General features: G+C 42.1%; 23 protein-coding genes. 4 read left to right on the forward strand and 19 right to left on the reverse strand.

The window, feature by feature from the left end; genetic code table 11:
- Nucleotides 1-49: 49 nt before the first annotated feature.
- The 10 genes from NST01_RS16340 to NST01_RS16385 form a co-directional block, all read right to left on the reverse strand.
- Nucleotides 50-1,426 (reverse strand): C40 family peptidase, encoded by a 1,377-nt coding sequence (locus tag NST01_RS16340; RefSeq protein ID WP_017357905.1) that lies wholly within the window; start codon nucleotides 1,424-1,426, stop codon nucleotides 50-52.
- A gap of 364 nt (nucleotides 1,427-1,790) precedes the next feature.
- Entirely contained in the window at nucleotides 1,791-3,251 is a 1,461-nt protein-coding gene (locus NST01_RS16345) for a tetratricopeptide repeat protein (protein WP_017357904.1), read from the reverse strand.
- Nucleotides 3,252-3,381: 130 nt separating this feature from the next.
- Nucleotides 3,382-4,011: a bifunctional phosphoribosyl-AMP cyclohydrolase/phosphoribosyl-ATP diphosphatase HisIE gene (gene hisIE, locus NST01_RS16350; RefSeq protein WP_108611009.1), complete on the reverse strand. Its 630-nt coding sequence runs from the start codon at nucleotides 4,009-4,011 to the stop codon at nucleotides 3,382-3,384.
- Nucleotides 4,008-4,766 carry an imidazole glycerol phosphate synthase subunit HisF gene (gene hisF, locus NST01_RS16355; RefSeq protein WP_108611010.1) on the reverse strand — a complete coding sequence of 253 codons (759 nt, stop codon included), beginning with the start codon at nucleotides 4,764-4,766 and terminating at the stop codon, nucleotides 4,008-4,010. The genes hisIE and hisF overlap by 4 nt, the downstream gene beginning before the upstream one ends.
- Nucleotides 4,763-5,500 (reverse strand): 1-(5-phosphoribosyl)-5-[(5-phosphoribosylamino)methylideneamino]imidazole-4-carboxamide isomerase, encoded by a 738-nt coding sequence (gene hisA, locus NST01_RS16360; RefSeq protein ID WP_007500079.1) that lies wholly within the window; start codon nucleotides 5,498-5,500, stop codon nucleotides 4,763-4,765. Before hisA ends, hisF begins: the two co-directional genes overlap by 4 nt.
- Nucleotides 5,497-6,135 carry an imidazole glycerol phosphate synthase subunit HisH gene (gene hisH / locus NST01_RS16365; RefSeq protein ID WP_017368109.1) on the reverse strand — a complete coding sequence of 213 codons (639 nt, stop codon included), beginning with the start codon at nucleotides 6,133-6,135 and terminating at the stop codon, nucleotides 5,497-5,499. Before hisH ends, hisA begins: the two co-directional genes overlap by 4 nt.
- Nucleotides 6,135-6,719 carry an imidazoleglycerol-phosphate dehydratase HisB gene (gene hisB, locus NST01_RS16370; protein ID WP_017368110.1) on the reverse strand — a complete coding sequence of 195 codons (585 nt, stop codon included), beginning with the start codon at nucleotides 6,717-6,719 and terminating at the stop codon, nucleotides 6,135-6,137. Before hisB ends, hisH begins: the two co-directional genes overlap by 1 nt.
- Nucleotides 6,716-8,005, reverse strand: a complete 1,290-nt coding sequence (gene hisD, locus NST01_RS16375) for a histidinol dehydrogenase (RefSeq protein WP_048001952.1) — start codon at nucleotides 8,003-8,005, stop codon at nucleotides 6,716-6,718. Before hisD ends, hisB begins: the two co-directional genes overlap by 4 nt.
- Nucleotides 8,002-8,649, reverse strand: a complete 648-nt coding sequence (gene hisG, locus NST01_RS16380) for an ATP phosphoribosyltransferase (protein WP_017368112.1) — start codon at nucleotides 8,647-8,649, stop codon at nucleotides 8,002-8,004. The genes hisD and hisG overlap by 4 nt, the downstream gene beginning before the upstream one ends.
- Nucleotides 8,642-9,817: an ATP phosphoribosyltransferase regulatory subunit gene (locus NST01_RS16385; RefSeq protein ID WP_048001950.1), complete on the reverse strand. Its 1,176-nt coding sequence runs from the start codon at nucleotides 9,815-9,817 to the stop codon at nucleotides 8,642-8,644. The genes hisG and NST01_RS16385 overlap by 8 nt, the downstream gene beginning before the upstream one ends.
- Nucleotides 9,818-10,047: 230 nt before the next feature.
- Between NST01_RS16385 and NST01_RS16390 the strand changes: the two genes are divergently transcribed.
- Nucleotides 10,048-10,839 carry a C39 family peptidase gene (locus tag NST01_RS16390; RefSeq protein ID WP_048001949.1) on the forward strand — a complete coding sequence of 264 codons (792 nt, stop codon included), beginning with the start codon at nucleotides 10,048-10,050 and terminating at the stop codon, nucleotides 10,837-10,839.
- 78 nt (nucleotides 10,840-10,917) lie between these two features.
- Here the strand turns inward: NST01_RS16390 and NST01_RS16395 are convergent, their stop codons facing one another.
- The 8 genes from NST01_RS16395 to hprK all read right to left on the reverse strand — a co-directional run bounded on the left by NST01_RS16395 (nucleotide 10,918) and on the right by hprK (nucleotide 16,730).
- Nucleotides 10,918-11,550, reverse strand: a complete 633-nt coding sequence (locus tag NST01_RS16395; RefSeq protein WP_048001948.1) for a DsbA family protein — start codon at nucleotides 11,548-11,550, stop codon at nucleotides 10,918-10,920.
- A 56-nt stretch (nucleotides 11,551-11,606) separates the two neighbouring features.
- On the reverse strand, nucleotides 11,607-12,248 hold the full coding sequence (locus tag NST01_RS16400; protein ID WP_007500066.1) for an NAD(P)-dependent oxidoreductase: 642 nt from the start codon (nucleotides 12,246-12,248) through the stop codon (nucleotides 11,607-11,609).
- A gap of 87 nt (nucleotides 12,249-12,335) precedes the next feature.
- A complete protein-coding gene (locus NST01_RS16405; RefSeq protein ID WP_003213266.1) occupies nucleotides 12,336-12,764 on the reverse strand; it encodes an Rrf2 family transcriptional regulator in 429 nt (142 codons plus the stop codon).
- Between the two features lie 69 nt (nucleotides 12,765-12,833).
- Nucleotides 12,834-13,352 (reverse strand): acyltransferase, encoded by a 519-nt coding sequence (locus NST01_RS16410; protein WP_017368116.1) that lies wholly within the window; start codon nucleotides 13,350-13,352, stop codon nucleotides 12,834-12,836.
- Between the two features lies 1 nt (nucleotide 13,353).
- Nucleotides 13,354-14,004, reverse strand: a complete 651-nt coding sequence (gene ppaX, locus NST01_RS16415) for a pyrophosphatase PpaX (RefSeq protein WP_017357895.1) — start codon at nucleotides 14,002-14,004, stop codon at nucleotides 13,354-13,356.
- Nucleotides 14,001-14,945, reverse strand: a complete 945-nt coding sequence (locus NST01_RS16420) for a nucleoside recognition domain-containing protein (RefSeq protein ID WP_025208037.1) — start codon at nucleotides 14,943-14,945, stop codon at nucleotides 14,001-14,003. Before NST01_RS16420 ends, ppaX begins: the two co-directional genes overlap by 4 nt.
- 16 nt (nucleotides 14,946-14,961) lie before the next feature.
- A complete protein-coding gene (gene lgt, locus NST01_RS16425; RefSeq protein WP_046344550.1) occupies nucleotides 14,962-15,786 on the reverse strand; it encodes a prolipoprotein diacylglyceryl transferase in 825 nt (274 codons plus the stop codon).
- 11 nt (nucleotides 15,787-15,797) lie between these two features.
- Complete coding sequence (gene hprK, locus NST01_RS16430; protein ID WP_003212943.1) at nucleotides 15,798-16,730, reverse strand: HPr(Ser) kinase/phosphatase; 933 nt, start codon at nucleotides 16,728-16,730, stop codon at nucleotides 15,798-15,800.
- 176 nt (nucleotides 16,731-16,906) lie between these two features.
- Here hprK and nagA point away from each other — a divergent pair, with 176 nt between their 5' ends.
- The 3 genes from nagA to NST01_RS16445 are packed head-to-tail and all read left to right on the forward strand — an operon-like array spanning nucleotide 16,907 to nucleotide 19,566.
- Nucleotides 16,907-18,097 (forward strand): N-acetylglucosamine-6-phosphate deacetylase, encoded by a 1,191-nt coding sequence (nagA, locus tag NST01_RS16435; RefSeq protein ID WP_060781458.1) that lies wholly within the window; start codon nucleotides 16,907-16,909, stop codon nucleotides 18,095-18,097.
- The gene (gene nagB / locus NST01_RS16440) at nucleotides 18,097-18,822 is read left to right on the forward strand and encodes a glucosamine-6-phosphate deaminase (protein WP_081114530.1); all 726 of its coding nucleotides are present in this window, start codon (nucleotides 18,097-18,099) and stop codon (nucleotides 18,820-18,822) included. Before nagA ends, nagB begins: the two co-directional genes overlap by 1 nt.
- Nucleotides 18,823-18,840: 18 nt before the next feature.
- Complete coding sequence (locus NST01_RS16445) at nucleotides 18,841-19,566, forward strand: GntR family transcriptional regulator (protein ID WP_081114529.1); 726 nt, start codon at nucleotides 18,841-18,843, stop codon at nucleotides 19,564-19,566.
- Nucleotides 19,567-19,593: 27 nt separating this feature from the next.
- Here the strand turns inward: NST01_RS16445 and NST01_RS16450 are convergent, their stop codons facing one another.
- Nucleotides 19,594-23,448, reverse strand: coding sequence for a metallophosphoesterase (locus NST01_RS16450; protein ID WP_341042194.1), 3,855 nt, complete (start codon nucleotides 23,446-23,448; stop codon nucleotides 19,594-19,596).
- Between the last annotated feature and the right edge of the window lie 13 nt (nucleotides 23,449-23,461).

Consider the following 23,461-nt stretch of genomic DNA (forward strand, 5'->3'; position numbering starts at 1 on the left):
AAACTGCTGTTTAAGGAAGCCTGTTTACGGTTATATAGTAAGTAATGATTTATTCAACGACTCTTCTTACAACGCCTTTGAATGCTTTTTTCCAGTAAACGTTGCTCATTGAGTCAACTGAAACACCGCGAGAGCTGTTATCGTTCAAGAATGTACCGTTTCCTAAGTAAATACCAACGTGGCCATTTACTTTGTACGTATCAAAGAACACAAGGTCTCCGCGTTTCATGTCAGATGCACTTACAGCTCTTCCTTTACCTACAAGCGTATCTGTTGTTGTACCGCCAACTGGTCCAAGGTTGATGCCTGCTGATGCAAATGCCCAGCGAACGAATGAAGAACAGTCAAAACGACGTGCGTCAATATCGGCTTGTGATCTGCCGCCGCCCCATTTATATGGAGATTGTCCTACAATCGTAGAACCTGTGCTGATTGCACCTTCGATTCCGCCTACGTTATTGCTAACAGGTGATCCACCGCCAGAAGATGGCTTTTTGCTTGGTGAACTGCTGTTGTTGTTATTATTTGAAGATCCACTGTTATTTGAAGAAGAACCGCTGTCATTATTAGAGCTGTTGTCTTCTGCTTGAACACTAGCTTGACGTTGCTGTTGTCTTTGTGCTTTTTCTTCTTTTGCTTGTTGAGCAGCTTCTCTTGCTTCTTTTTCAGCTTGTTTTTGAGCAGCGATTGTTGCGTCTTTTTCAGATGCAATGCTGTTTGCCTCAGTGTTTAACTCGCTGATTTGAGAAGAGGCACTTCCTTTTTGCTTTTTCACTTGCTTGAATAGCTTGTCTTTCTCATCAAGCTGTTTATTTAAGTCTGTTTGAAGTGTTTCAAGCTTTGCAAGCGTCTTTTGAACATCTTCAAGCTTTGTGTTTAATTCGTTTTCAGACTTTTGTAATTCCGCTTTGTCTCTTTCTTGTTCTTTAATGATTTCGCTGTCTGCGTTGATTAATGTAGATACAGCACCTGCACGGCTGATGAAATCGCTAAAGCTTTTTGCTCCTAGTAATACATCTATGTATTTCGTAGAACCACCGCTTTCTTGAAGCGCACGTACACGCTTTTTCAAGAATTCGTTTCTTTCTTCGATACGTTTTTCTGTATCAGCAATTTCTTTTTTCAGTGCTTTGATTTCTTTTTTTGTTTTTTCGTTTTCTTTTTGTTTTTCTTCGATTTGATCACTTGTTTTTAAAGCTTTTTCGTCAATTTCTTTTAGCTTTAGCGCAAGTGCCTCTTGTTTTGCCTCAAGCTTTGAAAGCTCTTCTTTTTTCTTTTGAAGATTCTTGTTTACCTCTGACTGCTTGCTGTCTAGTTCTTGTTTCTTTTGTTCAAAGTTCTGTGCATTTGCTTCATGAGTAAATGGAATAAATAAACCGCTCGCTCCAATCACCGAAGCTAAACCGAAAGTAATAAACTTTTTCACGTATAGTTCCTCCTTTGACAATTTCCCAAGCGACATGAGAAAGCAGCAAATTCTCTGCGACCAATCTGTGCTTCCTGTGTCTTTCTTCCTGATGATTCAGTCAGATGTTGACCAGATTGTTTCTATCACTAGGTGTTGCATTATGTATAGTAAAATATTTAAATATATATCTTTGTTTTAATCCACGAGTTTCATTATACATGACACATCGACAAAATGAGCTAATATTTTTATTACATTTATGTTTCAAATAGATGTCGAGATTGTCATACTTCGCCAAATCCTAGCAAATCCCACCTTTTTATCCAAGAAAAAAGCATGACCTTTTCGGCCATGCTGCTGTTATCTGATTCTATTTACCTATTCAAACCATGAACGCACAAATAACATTCTCATATTTTGACAGCGTTTGAACGCTGATCTGAAAAGAAGCTGCGATCTCTTTTTTGCTGACAGCTGATTCTTCTTGTTCATTCATCCATAGATAATAAGAAGCTGCTGCCCATGCAATGGCATTTTTCTTCTCTACGCCTGAAGCGCGTGCTTGCTGAATAATATGGAATAACCAAAAATATGGCATGTGGCTATCAGGCTGCACCGCTTCTTCCAAAGCAGATGCCGCCTGTTTTGCGAAGACCGCATCTTCTGAAAACGATCGTTCTTCCATTTGATCTTCATATAAAAGTAACTCAATAAACTGCTGTTCAAAGGCCGTTTTCGCAGCGCGGGAATCAAGAACAGATTGCAAGACGTCACGTTCACCTTTTTGTTTGCTGACATAGTAGGCAGTGAGTCGTTCCTCAATTGAAACCATTGGCTCAGACTCCTCTGGTTTGTCTTGCCACGGCTTGATTTCATCTGCATCAATATCTTCTTCCACCATCTTATCCCAGACGGTTTGCGCCAGCGTTTTGTGGCCCGTATAATAGGCTGCACTTGCCAGCCAGTATAAAAACGTACTATCACCTTGGAAACCTGTTTTATACAAAGAATAAAGCCATTTAAATGCCCATTCAAATTCTCCAACAAGGGCAAATGTTGCGCCAAGCTTATAACGCTGTTCACTTAATATTGGATACACGTGCGTTAATTGCTTCGCTAACAGATTGACCTTTTCTTCTTCTTTTTCATAATGATAGAAAACAAGCTGATTACAAAGGGCATGCAGATTACCGGGATTTTCATGAAGGACCCGGTTCAACATTTCTTTTGCCTGATCGATTTGGCCAGAATAAAAATAGGCCAAAGCGAGATTATTATACGCTGACCAAAACTCTGGATACTCAACAATCATCTGTTCCAGCATCTCGATTGCTTCATCCAGCCTGCCGCTTTCTAGCAAATGGTTGGCTTGATCCTGCTTTACAATCAGATCATCCTGATCATAAGGAAAATCTTCATCAACATCGTCACTCATATCAAGCAGATCGAGGAGATCGTCATTTTCATCTGCAAATTCCCCGTCTTCTTCCAGCGCAGCATAAGCAGTGGCGCATCTATATGCCTCTTGAAACAAACCGAGATTCGCATAATTATTGGCTTTAAAGTAGTGACACTCTGACATGTTCTCATCCAAGTGTTCAAGGATAAAATCAAGCAGTTCATTAGATTGTTGGTAATGCCCCATTTCAGTATAAATAATGGCAAGCTGCGACAGCATTTCTACATTTTCAGGCTCAAGTACGATGGCCCGCTGTATCAGCTTACTTGCCCTAGACAGATTTCTTTCTCTATATGCTTTTAGACCTTTATGAAAAAAGTAATGCCCATCTTGGAATAGCTGGACGACTTGTGTGTGATTATTTTGAGAAGTGTATTTACTCACCGATACCCTCCATTTCGAACAGTGTACCGTGTGTAGTATAACATACTTCATGAGTCGTCACATAGAACAAAAGGAAAGGAAGGATTTGTTTTTCATTTAAAAGCAAAAAGCTGGGGGTACCCCCAGCTTTTCATTCCCCTTGATGGCGCTTTTTCAATACCTTTAATACATCATCAAGAGGCAGCTGCTGTTCACGTAATAACACAAGAAGGTGATACAGAAGATCTGCTGTTTCCCATTTCAATTCTTCTTGATCACGGTTCTTCGCTGCAATGATGACTTCAGAAGCTTCTTCCCCTACCTTTTTCAGGATTTTGTCGACTCCTTTTTCAAAGAGATAGGTTGTATAAGCTCCTTCTGGCATTTCCATCTGACGCTTCGCAATGACCTGTTCCAGTTCATTTAAAATGGCAAAGCGGTCTTGTTCTCCCCTTTGCTGTTTCACGCCCTCTTCCGAAAAACAGCTATAGCTGCCTGTATGGCAGGCTGGACCGCTTGGTGTCACTAGAACAAGCAGGGCATCTTGATCACAGTCATAGCGAATGGATGTGACACGCTGGGTGTGTCCAGATGTGGCTCCTTTGTGCCAAAGCTCATTTCTCGACCGGCTAAAAAACCATGTTTCCCCTGTCTCTAATGTTTTTTCATAGGATTCTTGATTCATATACGCCAAAGTAAGAACTTCCTTGCTTTGAGCATCCTGTACAATGGCAGGAATGAGACCTGCATTATTAAAGGTTAATTCGTTTGCCTGTTTCATCTTACCTTCACCCCGTGTTCTCTCAAAAATGTCTTCACCTCTTGAATTGAGGTTTCTTTATAATGGAAAATAGAGGCTGCGAGTGCGGCATCAGCTTCACCTTTTGTAAAAGCCTCCAGCATATGCTGCGCATTGCCAGCACCTCCTGAAGCAATAACTGGCACTGTGACTGTTTCTGATACAAGCTTCGTCAAACGATGCTCAAAGCCCGTTTTCTCACCATCGGCATCCATGCTAGTCAGCAAGATCTCGCCTGCTCCTCTTCGCACGGCTTCTTTCGCCCAGTCACTCACTTCTAAATCCGTTTGACGGCGTCCTCCGTGCGTATAGACCATGTATGCTTGTTTCTCTTCATCGTATTTCGCATCAATCGCAACAACTATGCACTGTGAACCAAAAAAGTCGGCTCCTTCTGTTATTAGCTCCGGTCTTAAAACAGCCGCTGTGTTCACAGACACCTTGTCTGCCCCCGCTCTTAAAATACGCTTCATGTCATCAAGGTGGTTAATCCCGCCGCCCACCGTGAACGGGATAGCGAGAGTGGATGCCACTTGTTTGACCACATCCACCATCGTTTTTCGGCCTTCATGAGAGGCAGATATATCAAGAAAGACGAGTTCATCCGCACCTTCCTCGTCATAGATCTGCGCTAATTCGACCGGATCACCAGCATCCTTCAACCCTAGAAATTGGATCCCTTTGACCACACGCCCTTCCTTTACATCAAGACATGGAATGATTCGTTTTGTCATCATATGCTGTCAAGCCCTTCAAACGCTTCAGCTAAAGTAAATTGCTTTGTGTACAGCGCCTTGCCAATGATTGCACCAGACACACCTGTCTGCTTTTGTGCTGACAGCTTTTGCAGATCACTCACTGCACTGACACCACCTGAGGCAATGACTTGTTTGCCAGTTGCTTCTGCTAATCGAACCGTACTTTCCACATTTGGACCAGACAGCATGCCATCCATTTGAATATCCGTGAAAATGAAGACCTCTGCGCCTTCCTTTGCCAGTTCCTGACCAAGTTCCTCCGCCTTCACTTCCGACGTTTCAAGCCAGCCTTCAGTCGATACAAAACCGTTTCGTGCATCAATGCCAATGGCGATTTTCTCTCCATATTGCGCCAGCATTTTTTTCACAAAAACCGGGTTTGACACCGCTGAACTGCCAAGAATGACTCTCGATACGCCATTGTTTAAATAAAATGCAACATCTTCTTCTGTCCGAATGCCGCCGCCAATTTGGACATTCACATCTAATGAGGAAGCAATCGCCAGCACATGCTCATGATTCACGCGTTTTCCTGCTTTTGCGCCATCTAAATCAACGAGATGTATCCATTTCGCTCCTTCATTTGCAAACAGTCTCGCCATGTCTAACGGTGAATCTCCATAAATGGTTTCTTGGTCATAGTCTCCTTGCACAAGTCGTACACATTTGCCATTTCTCATATCAATTGCTGGATATAATGTAAAATCACTCATTTGCTCACCCTCTGTTCGTTTGCTAATTGAATAAACTGTTTCAACAGTGCCATTCCTGTTGTACTGCTTTTTTCAGGGTGAAACTGCGTTCCAAACACATTCCCCTTCCCAACAACGGCAGGTACTTGCACACCATAGGGTGCACTTGCCAATAGGTCTTCTGGATTCATGCCGCTCACATAATAAGAGTGAACAAAGTATGCAAATCCTTCCGGCACACCTTCAAACAATGGAGAGGGCTGATGAAATGTGAGCTCATTCCAGCCCATATGAGGCACCTTCAGCCTTTGTCCATCCTGATCACGATCCTTCAAAAGAACGACACGTCCTTTTAAAAGGCCTAGCCCTTTTGTTTTTCCTGCTTCTTCACTTTCTTCAAACAACAACTGCATGCCAAGGCAAATGCCAAATAACAGCTTTCCTTCCTGCACGACTTGGTGGATAAACGCCTCAAGTCCTGTCTGTCTTAACAGCAGCATCGCATCACGAAATGAACCGACTCCTGGCAAAATATACGCATCTGCCTTTTTCAGCTCCTCTGCTTCAGAAGACACGATATAAGACGCTCCTGCTCGTTCCAGTGCTTTTGATACGCTAAACAAATTTCCCATTCCATAGTCAATTACGCCAATCATTAGAGCATCCCCTTTGTCGACGGAATCCCTTTCACACGCGGATCAATGGTTGTTGCTTCATCTAAGGCGCGTGCCATCGCTTTAAAAATGGCTTCAATCATATGGTGGGTATTGGTTCCATAGTGAACGATCACATGCAGATTGATTCGTGCTTCAAGGGCAAATTTCCAAAGAAACTCATGAACCAGCTCCGTATCAAAGGTGCCGACCTTCTGACTAGGGAAATCGGCTCTCATTTCCAAATGAGGACGATTGCTTAAATCCACGACTACTTGGGCGAGTGTTTCATCCATTGGAACAAAACTAGAGCCGTAGCGCTTAATTCCTTTTTTATCACCGAGCGCTTCTTTAAACATCTGCCCAAGCACAATGCCAATATCTTCTGTTGTGTGGTGATCATCGACATCTGTGTCTCCTTTTGCATCTACAGTTAAGTTAAAATGTCCATGCTTCGTGAATAAGTCGAGCATGTGCGTCATAAAAGGGACATCTGTCTGAATATCTGCTTTTCCTTCGCCATCAATCTCTAGCGCTAACGAAATGTTCGTTTCATTTGTCTGTCTCGCTGTTTCCGCCTGTCTCATTTTGATTCCTCCCGCTTTCTCGCTTCAATCGATCTGGCATGTGCTTCAAGCCCTTCTAATCTTGCAAAAGCCGCAATGCTTTCCCTATGTGTTTCAAAGGCTTCTTTACTATATGAAATGATGCTCGTTTTCTTTTGGAAATCCGTGACGCCGAGCGGACTAGAAAACCTTGCCGTCCCGTTTGTTGGCAGCACATGGTTCGGTCCTGCGAAGTAATCCCCTACCGGCTCTGGGCTGTAACGCCCTAAGAAAATTGCTCCAGCATGCTTGATTTGACCAAGTAGTGATTCTGGATACGCCGTCAGCACTTCTAAATGCTCTGGGGCTAACTGGTTCACGATATCAACTGCACGATCCAAAGATTCTGTTACATAAATATAACCATGGTCTTGAATAGATTGTGCTGCAATTGATTTCCTTGGCAAAGTATCAAGCTGCGCTTGCACCTCCGCTTGCACTGCTTCAGCCAATCCTTTAGATGGTGTCACCAAAATACTAGATGCCAATGCATCATGCTCTGCCTGTGAAAGCAAATCAGCTGCCACCTCATGTGCAGTTGCCGTTTCATCTGCTAAGACAGCAATTTCACTTGGGCCCGCAATCATATCAATGTCTACTTGACCAAATACTTCCCGTTTGGCAAGTGCTACATAAATGTTTCCTGGACCGGTGATTTTATCAACAGGCTGGATACTGTCCGTTCCATATGCAAGAGCGGCTATCGCCTGAGCACCACCCATTTTGTACATTTCTGAAATGCCTAGCTCCTTCGCTGCTACTAGTACAGCGTCAGACAGACGACCGTCTTTTCCTGGCGGTGTCACAAGGACAATTCGCTCAACGCCGGCAACAAGTGCCGGGATCACATTCATTAAAACAGATGATGGATAGGCGGCCGTTCCGCCTGGGACATATACACCGACCGCATCGAGCGGCGTTACTTTCTGACCTAGCATTGAGCCGTCCTTTTGGTGATAAAACCAAGAGGAGGTTAGCTGACGCTCGTGGTATGTTCGAATATTCCGGATCGCTTTTTGGATGATTTGGATCATCTCCGGTTCCAAACGTTCGTAGGCTTTTGTCTTTTCCTCCTCCGTCACAAGTGGTTGTTCAATAGAGACACCGTCAAATTGCTTCGTGAAAGACCGTACCGCTTCGTCACCATTTTTTCTCACTTCTTCGATAATCCGCTGAACAGCCAGTCGCTGCTCTTCCGTTCCTGTATCTAGAGAACGCTTGAGTGAGAGAGTGTCTGTCTCACCTTCTTGTATGTAGGTGATGTTCATGATGTTTGCTCCCCTTCTCCTTCGATGATTCTTGCCAGACGCTGCGCCATTTCATCGATTACCGCATCCTTCATTCGATAGCTCACAGGATTGACAATAAAACGTGACGTAATGTCACAAATATGTTCCGTTTCGACAAGTCCATTTTCCTTAAGTGTTTGACCGGTGGAGACAATGTCAACAATTCGATCGGCAAGTCCGATGAGCGGTGCTAATTCAATGGAACCATTTAGCTTAATGATCTCCACCTGCTCACCTTGTTCTCTAAAATAAGAAGAAGCGACATTTGGGTACTTTGTAGCCACACGCGGTGCGACACCGCCCCAGCTGGCTCCCGGCAAGCCCGCTACAGCTAAATGACATTTGCTAATGTTTAAATCGAGCACTTCGTACACATCCCGTGCTTCTTCAAGCATGACGTCTTTGCCTGCAATGCCCACATCCGCTACACCGTGCTCTACATATGTCGTCACATCCATTGGCTTCGCTAAAATAAAGCGGAGATTTTCTTCCGGTACATCAATGATTAATTTTCTTGAATCTTCGAATTCCTCCGGCAGCTGATATCCAGCCTGTCTTAATAGCCCTGCTGCTTCTTCAAATATCCGCCCCTTTGGCATTGCCATTGTCAACACTTTACCCATTTTGCTCTTCCTTTCTAGCGCCGATAAAATAAGTCACTTGCTCAAATGCCTTGGTCATGGCATCGATATTTTCAATACCTGCTAAGTCTTGGAGAACAATCCTTTTGCCCTTTGTCCGCTCTTTTTCTGCAAAATCAAATGCTTCAAGCCGCTGTTCTTTACTAAAAATCACAGCCTCTTGGGGCTCATTTATTTCTTTTGCGTCGAGTGCCTCAAGAAGACGGTCTAATCGAAGTCCGAAGCCTGTAGCGGGTGCGGGTGCATCAAAGTGAGCAAGCAATTGATCATACCTTCCTCCACTTCCGATCACAGACCCAACATGATCTGCAAATACTTCAAACAAAATCCCCGTATAGTAGCTCATATGACTAACCATGCTTAAATCCAAACGGATATATTCTGTACAGCCGTAATCTTCAAGTGTCTCCCACAGCGCCTTTAACTCCGCCAGCACTTCTTTGCCCTCTTGTGACACCACAATTTCTTCAGCCTGCTCGGTCACTTCTTGACCGCCGCGCAGCTCTAAAAGCTGGAGCAGCCTTGTTTTATCGATGGATGAGAGCGGCAATTGTTTGACATGCTGCCTGTATCCCACATAATTCTTTTCATATAAAAATCGGCGCAATACGTTCGCCCGCTCTGTATTCCCTAGTACATCTAAAAACAAGGTCTCTGCCAAAGCCACATGCCCAATCGCAATTTTGAAGGATTGAAGTCCGGCATTTTTTAATGCAAACACAACAAGCGCTATGACTTCAGCATCTGCACTAATCGAACCATCACCGATCAATTCAATACCGACCTGCTCAAATTCAGAAGGTCTTCCGCCTTCTCTTTCCTGTGCCCGAAACACGTTGGCTGCATAACCGACTCGAAGCGGATACGCCTGTTCGTGAAGCTTTGAAGCCGCCACTCTCGCAATCGGTCCCGTCATATCAGGTCTAAGCACAAGGGTTTGACCATTTTGATCAAGAAGCTTAAACAGCTGCGTATCTGTAATCGCCGATTGAACACCGACTGTATCGTAAAATTCAAGCGTTGGCGTTTCCATTAAACGATAACCCCAACTATTTATGACCTCTGTTAAAGAATGCCTAACTCTTTTCTTCGTCTCATACAATCCTGGTAATGAATCTCGCATACCATATGGTTTTTCAAACATGAACATGTTCCGCACCTCCAACACATTAAAACAAAAAATTCCGAATCCTTTAGTTCGCTAATATGATAATATGCTAACAAAATAAAGTGATTAAATCAATCATTTTTATTTTCCCCTTTTTTTCCTTAATCATTTGTTCATATATTACATTAAAATGACACCTAATCCTTTTTGATCTCTTTGCTTTAGGAACATGCTATAATACTTAAAAATATTGAATAACACAGGAGATTACAGTGAAATTCATCCAGACATTAATCTTAACTTTGTTGTGCGCATGTCTTGTTTATTTCGGCTTTATTTTCATTTCACAATTCGACCAAGTCAAGAAAACAACGTCACCGCAAGAAGCCAAAGAAAAAGAAAATGACACCGCACTAGCAGCAGAAGAAACGCATTCTACGAAAAAAACAGAAACAACACATTCTAGTTTAAAAGGAAATAAAAAAGCCATGGACGTCATCCTCTTTAATCAAATGGATGCACCAAAGCTTTATAACGGATGCGAAGTCACGAGCTTAGCCATGCTTCTTCATTACAGCGGCTATGAGCATATAACGAAAAACGCATTGGCAAACGAGATTAAGCGTGTCCCGCTCAATTATGAGAATGGCTTAAAAGGAGACCCTCATGACGGGTTTGTAGGCGATATGGAGAATGGGCCAGGTCTTGGTGTGTACCACGAACCCATTTATCAGCTTGCGAAAAAATATGCAGGTAATCAAGCGGTGGACTTAACCGGCAAGCCAGTCAAAAAGGCCATCTATCAATCACTTGAAAAAGGTTATCCTGTCTGGGTCATTACCACTTCGACCTTTGCCAAAACAGATAACATTGAAACATGGAATACACCAAATGGGAAAATAGATATCAGCTTTAATATGCATAGCGTCGTCATCACTGGCTACGACAAGGATCACATCTACTTAAATAACCCATACGGAGAAAAAAATCAAAAAGTCGATCGTGAACAGTTTGAGGATTCTTGGAAACAGATGGGCAGCCAGGCGATTATCATTAAAGCATAGACCACTTCTCCCATTGAAGAGAATTCACACATGCATCAAAAACATCCTCCATACGAATGGAGGATGTTTTTGAATGATTTATTTTGTTAGTATTTCCTTCAGACGGTCTTCAAGCTTTTCAGCCGTCATCGCACCCCCACCAAGGCTGATGTATTCATCCCCTTTTTTTAGTAAAAGTGTAGGATAGCCATTCACGTTCAATTGCTGAACCTTTGCAAAATCGGCATACGCATCATTGATCGTTTCTGTCTCATTCATTCGTTCAACCAATACATCAGGGTCAAGTTGGTGTTTCATAGCGATATCTCTATAAGTTTCTTCATCACTTAGGCTTTTTCCGTCTTGATAAAAGGCCTTTTGCATAGATGAAGCCAAGTACAATGCATGCTCTGGTGCGATGGATCTTAATGCTGAAAATCCAATTGCAGCAGCCTCAGAGTCTAAAATGAATGTTCCGTTTTCTAGCAACTCTTCATAACGGTCTCCAAATTCGACACCTGTCAGCTGACTGATACGCTCGTTTGCTTCTGAAATGTGTGGATAATTCTTTATCGGTAGACGACGCTCTCCTACAAATAAACCGCCCGATACAAGTGTCAGTGATATCTCAGGGTGATTTTCGTGTAAAGTACGGATGCTGTTTGAAAATCCATAACACCAGCCACAATACGCATCCCATACATAGATAAAAGATTTTTCTTGATCATTCATAAGACAGACTCCTCACTCATCGTTTTTTAGCGACAATGAAACGCATGTTATTCTGCTTATTCTGCTTCAGAAACCACAGTAAAACGTTCTCCAACATGAGCAGCTTGTTCTATCTCATCGACAAGCGCAACGGCGTAGTCAGCATAACTCACATAGCTGTCACCCTTTGAATTGACGATAAGATGGTCTTTGCCTTTCACATAAGCACCTGTCCGTTTGCCTGCTGGATTAAAGAAGGCTGCTGGACTTAAAAATGTCCATTTTAATCCTTCGGTCTTTTGAAGATCTTTTAAGTTTTCTCCTTGGTGTGAAGCAGTAGCAAGGTATTCCTTTGGAAACTCCGGTGTGTCCATCAGTCTAGTTGTTTTGGCCTCATCTACAAATAAACTTCCAGCACCTCCCACGACGATTAAACGCGTTTCTGGTGTCTCTTTCAAGAGATGAATGAGTTTTTTCCCTGCTTCTACATGAAGGTGCTCTTGTCCTGCTGGCGCACCAAATGCATTTACGATCACATCAAAACCTTTGACGTCTCCTGCCTCTAAGTGAAAAACATCCTTTTCTAAAACAGCTGCTGATGAATTAGTCACTTTTTGTGCATCTCGAACGATTGCCGTTACTTCGTGCCCTCTCGATTGAGCTTCTTTTAAAATGTGTTGTCCTGCTTTACCTGTTGCGCCAATGATTCCAATGTTCATGTAAATTCCTCCTACAATATAAGGTTATTTTGATCACTTAAGATGTAACCAAAATGGTTACAACAGAGGTAAAAAAAATTGAATAGATCATCCAATTTTTTTGATTAAAACCTGCGTTAATTCACTTAATTTGATCTCAGCAAGCACTTGCTCCATCGCACTTTGAGCACGGCACAAAATTAATTCTAGTACAGCTTGAATATTTGCACCGATCGGACAGTCAGGGTTTGGGCTTTCATGAATTTGAAACAACTCTCCCTCATCCACCACTTCAACCGCTTTATACACATCGAGCAGTGTAATGTCATCCTCACTTCGGTTTAATTGAGAACCGCCTTTGCCAAGACTCGTTGAGATTAGGCCTGCTTTTTTGAGCTTACTCATGATACGGCGAATGACCACTGGATTTGTATTGACACTTCCTGCGATATCCTCCGATGTCTGTAATGATCCTTTTTCAAGTGATAGCAAGGCCAGAATATGGACAGCGACAGTAAATCTGCTGCTGATTTTCATGTTTTCTCACCTCTGTTGTAATCATTATAGTTACACCAAGTTAGAATGTCAACAAAAAAGTCTGCCGAGCTACTCAGCAGACGTAGATTGACGTGCTTCCATTTCCTCTTTTGTATATATCATCCGCATTGGATTACCTCCAACAAAGGAGCCTGCCGGAACATCTTTGTTCACAAGAGTTCCTGCCGATACAATCGCACCATCACCAATTGTCACTCCAGGTAGAATCGTTGAATTTGCCCCAATTAAGACTTCATCACCAATATAGACTTCCCCAAGCCTATACTCTTTAATCAAATACTCATGGGACAAAATGGTCGTGTTATAGCCAATCACACTATTTCGACCGACAGTGATTTTCTCAGGAAACATGAGATCGACCATCACCATTAAAGCAAACGCCGTATCCTCCCCGACTTTCATTCGAAGGAAGGTGCGATAAATCCAATTTTTCATTCCCATAAAAGGCGTATACCTTGCCATTTGAATAAAGATAAAGTTTTTCACAACCTTGAGAAAGGGGACCGTCCGATAGACTTGTCTAAGCGAATTGACCCCTTTGACAGGATAACGATCTGTTTTTCTCAACTTAATCAGCTCCAACAATCGCCAAGAGATCACTCATTTTCTGCAGCATATAATCAGGGCGATGCTTTAACAGGGCTTCTTCTCCCTTAATAGACCAAGCAACACCTGCTGTTTTCGTCCCTGCCGCTTGACCAGATAAAATGTCGTGATAGTTATCGCCAACCATGATCGCCTCATGCGGATCACTGCCGAGCTTGGATAATGCCAGCTGGACTGGTTCTGGATGCGGCTTCTCATTTTGTACATCATCAAGTGTGACAATGACCTCAAAAAAAGGCTCCAAACCAGTCAGCTTTAATCCCATTAAAACCGTATCACGTATTTTTGTAGTCACAATACCAAGCTTAAACCCTCGATCCTGAAGAATTTTCAACGTGTCTAACACCGTCTCGTACTCCGTCACAAGCAGGTCATGCTGTTCATGATTAAACGTTCGATACATCTGAATCATGTCATCTGTCAGATTCGGATCCATTGCAGAGAATGTATCAAATAATGATGGACCAATGAAATGAAGGATATCCTCACGGCTGTATTGACCAGGGTAATAATGATCAAGCGTATGCTGAAATGAAGCAATAATTAATTCATTTGTATTGATTAATGTGCCATCTAAATCAAATAGCACTGTGTTAATAGTTGATTGGTTCATATGGCTTCCTTTCTAACAGCTGTATGTTCGCGCCTCCGCCAGATATAGCTGATGGCAGCTGTCAATAAAATAGCAGAAATAAGGCGAATAAGAAGAAGCGGCCAGACTGGAATACCTAAAGGAATGAAAATGAGTGTATCTTCGACCACCGCATGACACGCCACAAGGAAAATGAAAGCAAGCGTTAAATCCTTTTTGCTGACACCGTCCTCTTCCACTGCCTTCATCATGACGCCTGCCCCGTAGGCAAGACCAATGGTTAAACCAGCCACCATCGTCATAGACGTATTTTCTTTCATTCCAAGCATTCTCGTAAAAGGAGACAGCCACTTAGACAGCGTATGGAGCCACCCTAAGTCTCTCATAAATTGAATGATGATCATGAGAGGAATGACAATACAAGCCAGCTGCAGCACACCAAGAACAGCTTTCTGTAAAGCAAGAAGTACGATCATATACCAGCTAGAAGGCACATCAGCCGACTGAGCAGCTGTCAGCAAACCATATTGCGCCGGCTCCTCGCCTCCCTGCCAAACGAGGTGAATGACAATTGCTGACACGACGGCAAGACTGATTCTCACCAGCAAAATGACAGACACCCGCAGCCCAACCTTCGCCGCCACTGTTGATTCGATGATCAAGTTGTGACAAAAGGAGAGCATGACCGCTAAAATGAACACTTCCTTCACAGGCAGCTCTAATGTCAAGATGGCTGCAATACCCGCATACAAGTTCAGCATATTTCCTAAAACAAGCGGAATGGCCGCTTCCCCTGAAAGACCAAACAGGCCCATAAAAGGACGGATGAATTGTATCATCCAATCCATCACAGGTGTATGCTGCAAGATACTAACGAGAATGGTAACCGGAAAAATGACTTTTCCAAGTGTCCAAGTTGTCGATAACCCTGCTTTCAAGCCGTTTTTCCATGTCTCACCCATCTCTTATCCCCCTTGCTTAATTTGATGAGTTGTTCTCTTTATACCGTATAGATGCATATCCCTTGATTCTTCTAAACACAATCAGCAAAACAGCCACTGCAAATATGGCAATCGAAATCATCTGTGCAATTCGAAGATGCTCAGTCAGCATTAAGCTGTCTGTTCTCATTCCTTCAATGAAGAAACGGCCGATTGAATACCAGATTAAATAAGACAAGAACATTTCGCCTCGACGCAATGATGTTCTACGTAATAAGATTAATATCAAAACGCCTGCGATATTCCATAATGATTCATATAAGAACGTAGGGTGATAGTAGGTCCCGTCAATGTACATCTGATTAATAATAAACTCAGGCAGGTGCAAATTTTCTAAAAAGGCTCTTGAAACAGCCTCACCATGCGCTTCCTGATTAATAAAGTTCCCCCAGCGCCCGATGGCTTGCCCTAGTAAAATACTAGGCGCTGCGACATCGGCGATTTTCCAAAAGGACACCTTTCTCACTTTAGTAAAGACAATCGCTGTCAGCACCGCCCCTATTAGTCCGCCATGTATGGCAATTCCACCATTCCAAATCTTGATGATTTCATTTGGGTGCTGCTGATAATAATCCCATTCAAAGGATACATAATAAATTCGTGCACAAATAATGGCGATAGGAATGGCAAATAAGATGAGATCAATAAACATATCTTTATTGATGCCTCTTTTTTCACACTCCCTTAATGCGAGCCAGAGTCCAAGCAGGGCTCCGACCCCAATAATCACACCATACCAATGAACCGAAATAGGTCCGAGCTGAAAAGCAATCGGATCAATTGGTTGAATTGCTTCATTCATATAGACAGCTCCTATTCATCCTGGCCATTGTCTTCAATGACATCGGCAAGTTTACTTGTAAATTGTTCCGCTGCATTATGTCCCATTCGTTTCAATCTGAAGTTCATAGCAGCTACCTCGATGATGACCGCTAAATTTCGTCCCGGACGTACAGGGATGGTCAGCTTTGGTACATCTGTATCGATGATCCGCATTTTTTCTTCCTCAAGTCCTAAACGGTCATACTGTTTGCCTTGTTCCCAAAGCTCAAGGTTCATAACAATCGTAATTCTCTTATAGCTTCTGACAGCGCCCGCTCCAAATAAGGTCATCACATTAATAATGCCTAATCCACGGATTTCTAGAAGGTGCTCAATCAGCTCTGGTGCGCTTCCAACTAACGTATCCTGATCCTCTTGCCTGATTTCCACGCAATCGTCTGCAACCAGCCTGTGTCCTCTCTTCACCAATTCTAAAGCCGTTTCACTTTTTCCTACGCCACTTTTTCCAATTAACAGTACACCTACACCATATACATCTACGAGTACGCCATGAATCGCAGTCGTTGGTGCAAGCTTGCTTTCTAAGAAGTTCGTTAATCGACTCGAAAGTCTTGTCGTTTTTAAGCTTGAGCGTAAAACCGGCACTCCATTTTCATTTGAAGCTTCGATCAATTCCTTTGGTACTTCACGATCTCGTGACAAAATGATGGCAGGGGTAATATCTGTACAAAGAGACATCATTCTCTGCTTTCGTTCGCGTTCTGGGAGCTGTTCAAAAAAAGAAAGCTCTGTCTTCCCTAAAAGTTGAACTCTTTCTTTTGGGTAATATGTAAAATATCCAGCCATTTCAATACCTGGTCTGGAAAGATCACTGATTGTAATGGGACGATTAATCCCTTCTTCCCCACTTACCAGTTCAAGATGAAATTGTTCCATTATGTCCTTCGTACGAACTTTCGGCACGCTTCTTCCTCCTTTTATCACAGGCGTTTCAGAAATACAGCTCTATTTTATCACTTTCAATGATGAACCCAAAACAGTATTTTATCCTGATCCTGTTTCAACACATTCACTGGTATAGACAACTATACTTAAAAAAGGTAAACTGAATCTAACGACGAGAATAAGGGGGCACAATCATGAGCAGTTCTTTATTGCTCTCCAATATTCATATTGTGACAAAGACAGAAATCATTGAAAACGGTTTTGTCGGTTTACGCGATGGCAAGATCGACTATATTTCAACATCACCACCGACAGGAAATTATGAAAAAGTATATATTTCCCGGGAAAACTTTTATTTACTCCCCGGAATGATTGATATTCACATTCATGGGGGATATGGTGCAGATATGATGGATGCGACACCAGAAGCCATGAATACACTTGCTGATCACTTACCCGCAGAAGGAACGACAAGCTTTTTAGCAACAACCATTACACAAAATCATCAAGAGATTGAGCAAGCACTTAAAAATGTCGCACAGTGGAGACCCTATAATGAAAAGCAGGCTGGAAGTCAGGCACAATGTTTAGGCATTCATCTAGAAGGTCCTTTTATTTCTAAAGATAAAGCTGGTGCGCAGCCTGCTCAATGGATTACGCAGGCTAACCTTCCTCTTTTTGAGAAATGGCTGAGTGCATCTGATCAGCTGATTCGAATTGTCACTTTTGCACCTGAGGAAGATGATGATTTTGCATTTCTTTCCTTACTAAAAGAAAAAAATATCATTCCTTCTATTGGACATACAAATGCTCCTCATGACATGATTGAACTAGCAGCAAAGCACGGTGCGCGTCATGTCACGCATCTTTATAATGCGATGAGTTCATTTCAGCATCGTGAGCCCAATGTTGCAGGGGCTGCGCTTACAAACGAAAAGCTTTTGACTGAGCTGATTACAGATGGCATTCATTCACATCCTCTTTCCGTAAAGCTTGCGTATTTGGCAAAGGGAAGTGAACGTTTGATCATGATTACAGACTCAATGCGTGCAAAAGGACTTGGAGAGGGAACCTACGAATTTGGTGGGCAGACAGTGACAGTCAGCGGTGAAAAAGCATTGCTGGCAGATGGAACACTTGCAGGATCGATTTTACAAATGAAAGATGGGGTCAAACGTATGAGACAGATCACACAATGCGGATGGACAGAAATTGCTCAAATGACCTCAACAAATGCAGCCACTCAGCTCGGGATCGATCATCAGCTCGGTTCGATCGAAGTTGGAAAACTGGCAGACTTGGTCATTTGGGATGAAGCTGGCGAACTCATGATGACGATCTGCCATGGACAAATCGTTTATGAAAAAAAGGAGGCCACACACTGATGAACATCATCGAATTTGCAGATAAAGATCAATTAGGAAAAGCAGCAGCTGCTTTCATTGCACGTACCATTGAATCAAAAACAGATGCGGTTCTCGGTCTGGCAACTGGCGGTACACCAATTGACACTTATAAAGAGTTAATTCAGTTGCATCAAACAGAACAATTGTCTTTCAAACAAGCAAGAACAGTGAATCTGGATGAGTACGTGGGAATTGATCCAAATCATGAAAATAGTTATATGACTTACATGAAGCGTCATTTATTCGACCATATTGATCTCCCGTCAGATCAATATTTCCTTCCCAATGGTGCTGCTTCTCACTTGGAAGAAGAGTGCTTAAGGTATGATCAGCTCATTGAAGATTTAGGGGGCATTGATCTTCAGCTACTTGGTATCGGACAAAATGGACATATCGGGTTTAATGAACCTGGTACTCCCTTTGACTCAAAGACGCATGTCGTTCAATTAGATGAACACACTCGCCACGCCAATGCAAGATACTTTTCTTCTATTGATGAGGTGCCTACACATGCCATTACAATGGGAATTGCAAGCATTCTTTCAAGTAAAAAAATTCTCCTTCTCGCATCAGGAAAATCAAAAGCGGACGTGATACAATATTTAGAACGAACAGAGATTCACCCAGACTTCCCTGCATCTGCTCTGAAACTTCATGAAGATGTGACGATTTTTATTGATCGAGAAGCTGGTTCACTACGCTAAACACGAGAGGATTTTCACATGTTTATTGATAAGCAGTCACCTATCCCCATGTACCATCAGATTATGGAGAACTTGAAAAAGCAGATTGAGGATGGAACGTTAGCACCTGATACACTCATTCCTTCTGAAAGAGAATATGCCGAACGCTTTGGTATTAGCCGAATGACTGTCAGACAAGCCTTATCGAACCTTGTGAACGAAGGATATTTATACCGGCAAAAAGGAAAAGGAACATTTGTTAGCCGAAAGAAGTTTGAACAACCGCTTCAGGGCTTAACAAGCTTTACAGAAGATATGCGTCAACGTGGGTTCAAAGCTTCAAGTCAGTTGATTGATTTCAAAAAAGTCGCATGCCCAGAGCACTTGCTGCAATCATTACAGCTGTCGAACAGTGAAGATGTCTATGAATTAAAACGAATCCGCCTTGCAAACGATGAACCAATGGCTATTGAAACGAGTTATATACCTGAAAAATTTGCTGGCGAGCTCACAAAGGACCATTTAACTGGATCTTTATATGAATATATAGAAACGAACACAGGTCTAACCATTGCCCATGCCAAGCAGGAGCTTGAAGCCAATGTTGCTTCAAAGGAAGAAGCTGACCTGCTGTCTATTTCATTAGGGGACCCTGTCCTCTCCATTGTAAGAACAACTTATTTTCAAAATGACCTTCCATTCGAGTATGTCATGTCCATTTATAGAGGGGATCGATACAAACTCACTCACACAATGGAAAGATAAAACTGTGCTCCTGAAAGCACAGTTTTTTTATTTCCTAAGAAATGTTGATTGATCATCATTTTTTGTATGAATTTTCCATATAGGCGAAATCGCTTTCCCTTCGAAACGGTCTTTTGCGACAGTGTACCAATAATATTCTTGATTTGGCTTTAACCCTTTCCATTCAAAGCTTGCTTTTTTACCACTTTTCACACCTTTGACTTCTCCAAGAAGAACGTTTGTGTAGACATTCAATTCAAAATAATTGGTTTTGACGGATTTCATTTTTGGTGTTAAATCGACATCAATTGAAAATTCATCTTGATCTCCATACGTTTTTGGATCATAGAAATGTTCTTGATTCAAGTAGGGTGAATATGTGGTGAAATGAAGTTTATTTTTTTCTTGATCCGCAGTGATCAGCCGCATAAAACCTTGACCGCCTTCAGGACCTGACTGGTAATCTGCAAGGATTTGATATACTTTTCTGTCCACTTTTCCATCATGATCATCGTCAATCTCATCTACTTTTCGACTGGCTCCGTGGTAGTGACCGCTAAATACTGCGACAATATTCGGGTGACGCTTTACCACTTGATGGAAGATCAAATCTCCAATTGGGCTTCGATTGCCGCTCACTAACAAATACTCATGGAAATTTAAAATGACAATGCGATCTGGATGTTCAGAAATGACTCGATTTAACCAGTCAATCTCATTTTGCTTGATCCCCCAGCCCATATACACCATCATATAATCATTGCCACCAGCAGAGATAAGATCATAATGACCTCGATTGTTTTGATAAGATTCACCGTAATATGGCTTGTCTTCAAAGCGTTTCGCTCCAAAGTATCTCCCATATTCCCTATAATGGCCGTCTTTGTGTCTGACATCATGATTACCAGCTAATACACCGTAAGGAATCTGATGCTGATCTAACACACGCATAAATGTATCGGCACGATTCCATTGCTTATCCTTTGAATCATCCACAATATCACCTGTATGGAACACATATTGAATATTTAATGGGTCCCTTTGATCTCTGATCCACTCGACCATTTTTTTGAAGATATGAGGATAACTTCTGGCATAATATTGAGTATCAGACATCCACACCATCTTATAAGGCTTTAACGTCTGACTGATCTCATCTTGTACAAGCAAATCAAACGTTTGATTTTTCATATACTGTCTGACTGACAGCAGCCCTTTTAGGTAAAATTCCTTTTCATCCTTGGCAAAGTGATGAGTGATTTTATCCCACTTTTCTTGCTGATGATTCCAAGCGTACATCGTTACCTTTCTCCCTGATAATGAGCTTCCTTTCCATACAGCCTCGACAACATCCTTTTCACGTACATCGTGATGAACCTTGATTTGAAAGCGATGATAAGGAAAATGCTGTAGATCTTTCGTTTCCACTGATTTACCATCAGCAAATGCAATGCGATTTCTTTCTCGATCAGAAAAAATCATTTCCCCTGTTTCATTTAAATGTTTTGGCGGCTCTGTTTCCGCTGCATATTTGAAAATCTTCATGGACGGATGCAGCGATGTATATTGATAGGCACGGTAAAAGGAGTAATCTAACTGATCATTAGTAGGATCATTGGTTAGCACTGTTTGCTTAGATGATTCCTTTTTTGTCCTATCTGACACTCTCTCTGGCGTTTCAGGGTGTTCATGTACCGTCTTAAAAACCTTTTTCAAAGTTGATTTGTTTCCAGCGGCATCTTTTGCTTTTATCTTCAATGTGTGCTCCCCAGGTTCTAATTCGCTAGAGGACGTTTGATAAGGCAAAGAGATCGGTTTTCCATCTAAATATGCCTTCATCTCCGCTATGTCACTCCAACGATCCGTTACCTTTGCCTTTAACGTAAAGACGCCTTTATATTGGTCATTTGCCTGTATATTACTCTTGATTTTCGGACCCGTGTTATCGACTTTCACACGTACAGATTGAGATTCGTCTGCGGTTTTAGCCTGAACAACATGTACTCCTTCTTTCAGCCTTCTTGTATCCCACTGAATATAGCTTGATGCATATGCTTGCTTCGGGATTTGAAACTGAAATGCTCTCACCTTCTTAGCGCTGCCACCGTCGCCCATTTTCCATTCCTCATGCTGGCTCGCATTTAGAGGCAGAATTTGAGTTCCATTCGATAAAATCATCTGGACATTTTTCAATTCAAAATCATCGTGATTTTCTCCAGGAAATCGGTCAAACGGCGATGACTTCGTCCCAGCATGGAATGATATCGTTTGTGGACCTGCCTTTTCTAAGTGTTTTTCTGGTATTGGTATCGTATAGGTGCGATACACTTTTGTCGAATCATCAAAAATGGAAAGTAAGTGCTTACCTATAGACACACCATTCTTAAAATATAAATTTGTCCCTTTGACATCAAATGCAAGATATGGATCTGCTTCAAGTGCAGGGAATACTTGTCGAATCGGTTTTCCATCTATCATTAATTGTATGCTTTTTTTCTGATCTGCTGTTGCTTTTAAGTGAAATACGCCAGAAACCGTATCTCCTTCTTCTACATTCAATCGAAGGCCGTGAGCTTTGCTTACTTGTTCCACATCAATTGTTTTTTTCATTGTCATTGCTTGATTTTCGCCGTCAGACGCTTCAATCTGATATTCCAATCGATCTTTACCGATGAGCTCAGGTGAATAAATAATATAGTGAAACAGCCGATCATTATGATCCTTTTGAAGCAGCACCTCTTTAAAATCTTCATGACGATTGGTTCGATATCGCAATTTGACCGTTTTGACGGACTGATCATCCTGCACATCTGCCCTCATTTCAATGCCTTCAGTTGGTTTTATCGGTTGATTGTCTGTCATATCTTCGATCACAGGTTTATGAACATCTTGTGATATTTCTTTTTTTTCAGTTGGAATTTGTGCTTTTAACACTTTTCCGGGTGTTGGCTCTTCCTCCACTTTCGAGATCAGCTTCATTTGTGTCGTACCATCCATTGGATACTTGAACAGTAACGATCTGTGCTCGCTAAACAATGAAGGCCTTAAACGATAGGATGCCGACGATACCTCTTCTCCTATATTTGTTGTGATAGAAACAAGGCGGGATTTAGAATTGGACAATCCTTTACTCTCAATGACCGATAGTTGCTCGCCCTCTTTTAAATGGCTTTTGTACATCGCATTAAAGTCCGCTACCGTTAAATGCTCCTGCCCTTTTTTTCTAAGCCAAAATACGTACGGCTTTCCAGGAGAAATGGTGATAGGACTTGTGTGAAATGAATATATATCATCCATCTCCACGCCTTGCGCTGGATTGCGATAGCGAAGCTGGTAATGTCGAAGTGAAATGGGTGCATGTGTTGTGTTATACACCTCGATGAATTCAAAAGCATCCTTGCCTTTGCGGTTTTTTGAATTCACGACGATTTCTGTCATCAATAGCTCAGGAATTTGTGAGAGATCCTCTTCAAATCCGTTTAAGTGAACTGCTTGTTCGGTTGTTTTGATGACAGACTTCTGCGTCAGGAATTCTGTATAGTAATGAACTGTTGGATTCCACAACTGATCTGTCGGGATTTTCGCTGTGAATTCTGGTTTCATCCCCGGTAATCGTTCCATTGGGATCAATCGATATCCTAGTTCATCACTCTGTTTATAGTACAAGTTTGCAGACAAAATTTGCTCTGACTGACTAATAGATGCCCTAAATTGAAGATCACGTTTTTTTCCTTGAACCGGACGGACATCTACTTGAAATTGATCAAAGATAAAAGGTGAAAAGGGCTTATTTCGTATGTTCACTTGTGTTTGTGTCAAAGATCCTGCTGAAGCAGGCTGACTGAAACAAAAAAGAATGCTCAAAAAAAGCAAAAGAATGATTTGTCTGCTCACATTCACCATCGTGCACCGCCTC

The organism is Bacillus sp. FSL R7-0166 (assembly GCF_038008935.1).
GTDB lineage: Bacteria > Bacillota > Bacilli > Bacillales > Bacillaceae > Bacillus > Bacillus altitudinis.